This window comes from Bacillus sp. K2I17 (genome assembly GCF_002209985.1).
In the GTDB taxonomy this organism is placed as follows: Bacteria; Bacillota; Bacilli; order Bacillales; family Bacillaceae_G; genus Bacillus_A; species Bacillus_A wiedmannii.
This window is the reverse complement of the sequence record NZ_NJGF01000104.1, coordinates 1-2,791: the sequence shown is the minus strand read 5'-3', so window position 1 is coordinate 2,791 and position 2,791 is coordinate 1. Positions and strand designations below refer to the sequence as shown.

Annotated in this window: 2 protein-coding genes; both read right to left on the bottom strand. The window is 30.7% G+C overall.

All coding sequences use genetic code 11. The annotated features are described in order from the left end of the window. On the bottom strand, positions 1 to 2,043 hold a 2,043-nt coding region (locus CER22_RS30820; protein ID WP_142293616.1), incomplete at its 3' end, for a non-ribosomal peptide synthetase. Between the two features lie 66 nt (positions 2,044 to 2,109). Then, the coding region (locus CER22_RS30815) for an AMP-binding enzyme (protein ID WP_256943777.1) at positions 2,110 to 2,791 on the bottom strand (682 nt) is incomplete at its 5' end.

Below are 2,791 nucleotides of genomic sequence, written 5' to 3'. Positions count from 1 at the left end.
ATAATTTTGAGTGCACCAATTTAAATAATTTGTTAATCCTTTATGTGGGACCATGACTCCTTTTGGTTTTCCAGTAGATCCTGAAGTATAAATTACATAAGCTAGATTATAAACTTGAACTTCCCCTATTAAATCCGAAGTCCTCATTTTTTCAATTTCATTCCAGTCCGTATCTAAACAAATAACCTTCACTTTATCTTTAAGGATTTTATTAGATAAGCCCTGTTGGGAAAGAACAATTGGTACCATAGAATCTTCTAACATATAATGAATTCTGGCTGATGGAGCATTTGGATCAATTGGTACATATGCTCCACCTGCCTTTAAAACCCCAAAAATTCCTATAATTAGATCTAAAGAACGTTCCATGGAAATACCTACCATAACTTCTGGACCTACCCCTTGACCTTTTAAATAATGAGCTAACTGATTAGCTTTTGTATTTAATTCATCATAAGTTAATGAAGCATCCCCGTATTGTACCGCTATATTGTTCGGTACTTTTTTGACCTGTTCTTCAAATAGTTCAGGTAGAGTGGTTTCTATCTGTAAATTTTTTATTACATTATGTTCCCTTTTAATCATTTGATTTAATTCTTCTTTGTTTATTAATGATAATTGGTTTAATTTTATGTTAGGATTTTCAATTACCTGTTCTAATATAGACAGATAATGTTTTGAAATACGTTGAATGGTACTTTTTCTAAATAGACCAGTGTTGTAGTTAAAAGTTCCAGATACCTTATCTTCCTCCTCAATCATAGATAAGGTCAAATCAAACTTTGCAACATTAATATTTAATTTCTCAGGCTTAACTTTTACACCTGACATTTCAATTATATTTTGTGTTTGTTTCTCTAAAGCAAAAACAGTTTGAAAAAGTACAGAGCTATTACTCTGACGTTCTGATACAATTTCTGCAACAATATTTTCAAATGGGATATCTTGATTTGAATATGCTCCTAGGCATGTTTGTTTTACTTCTTGTAGTAGTTCCCTAAAACACATTTCTTTTCTCACTCTAGTACGCAATGCTAACGTATTTACAAAAAAACCTATTAATGGTTCAATTTCCAAATGATTTCGATTTGCAATTGGTGTACCTACAATAATATCTTCTTGTTTACTATATTTATATAACAAAGTATTATACGCCGCTAATAACAGCATATACAATGTACCACCCTCCTGTTGGGATAAGGTTCTTAATTTCTCTACTAACCCTTTAGGAATTGTGATATATTCTTCGTCTCCATTATATGTTGCTTTATTAGGTCTTGAAAAATCCCTTGGTAAATCAAGCACAGGTAGATTGCCACTCAATTGTTTTTTCCAATAATTCAATTGTTCTTGTTGCTTGGAACCTTGCAACCATCCCTTTTGCCAAATAGAAAAATCAGTATATTGCATTGTTAATGGTAATAAAGGGGAGTTATTTCCTTTAATAAATGCATTATAAACATTCGAAATTTCTTGGATTAAAATTCCAACAGACCATCCATCTCCGACAATATGATGCATATTTAGCAACATCCGATATTCTTTTTCTTCTAATTGCCAAATATTTGCACGTACAAGGGGACCTATCTCAAGATTGAAAGGTTTTTTTGAAACCTTTTTTATCTGTTCATCAGATATTTTTTGTCTTTCCTCTTTAGAGTACGCCTGAAGATCAACATATTTAACTTGTATTGATAAATTTGGATTTACAATTTGGATTGGCTGCTCGTCCATTAATAAAAAAGTAGTGCGTAAAATTTCATGTCTTTGTATAATTTCATTTAAACTTTTTTCAAAAACATTAATATCAAAGTCTCCTTCTATCTTCAGAAGAAACGGCATATTATACGTTGAAGAACCGGGTTCTAATTGATCAAAAAACCAAAGTCTTTGCTGAGCAAAAGATAGAACAGGAAGGTCACTTTCCCTCCTCTTTTTCATAATATTTTTAGGGCTATTCCGTTTTAATCGATTCATTAAAAATTTTTTCTTCTCTGGGGATAATGATTCTAATTTTGCAAACAAATCTTCCTTTCCTTCCATAAACGCACCTCCATTATTTAAAAGTATATTTCGTAATATACAACTCTTCTGAAATTAATAAATTATCTACTCTTGATGATTAATTAATATTGATAATACTTTATCTGACATCATTTCATCTGTATCCTCTAAATCTTTTAGTAAATCTATCAACTCTTTATCTTGCTCCAACTCTAGTTCTTGCTTCACAAACAAAACAAATTCTTCTAAGGTAGTAACTTCAAATATCAGCTTTAATGGTAATTCTATTTTCAATTTGTTTCTTACTAGCGAAATAAATTTTGTTGCTAGTAAAGATTCTCCACCACTTTTAAAGAAATTATCTTTCATGCTAACCTTCTTATATCCCAATACTTCGCCCCAAATCATTGCAATTTCTTTCTCCAAATCAGTTATTGGTTCTGCAAATTTCTGATCATCCCCACTAAATATTGGTTTTGGTAACCGTCTTCTATCAATTTTCCCATTTGGAGTTAATGGAAGTTCTTCTAATACTACAAACTTTGCTGGTATCATATAATCTGGTACATGTTTTTTCATATAATCATAAAGAAAATCCCATTGCATCTCATGTCTATATTTTGGTACAATATATGCTATTAATTTTTTATTCTCATTTTCCTCATAAACATTAACAACTACACTTGAAATTGCATCGTGATTGCTTAAAATACTTTCAATTTCTCCTAATTCAATTCTAAATCCCCTCAATTTAACTTGTTGATCTATGCGGTCAATATACTCAAGA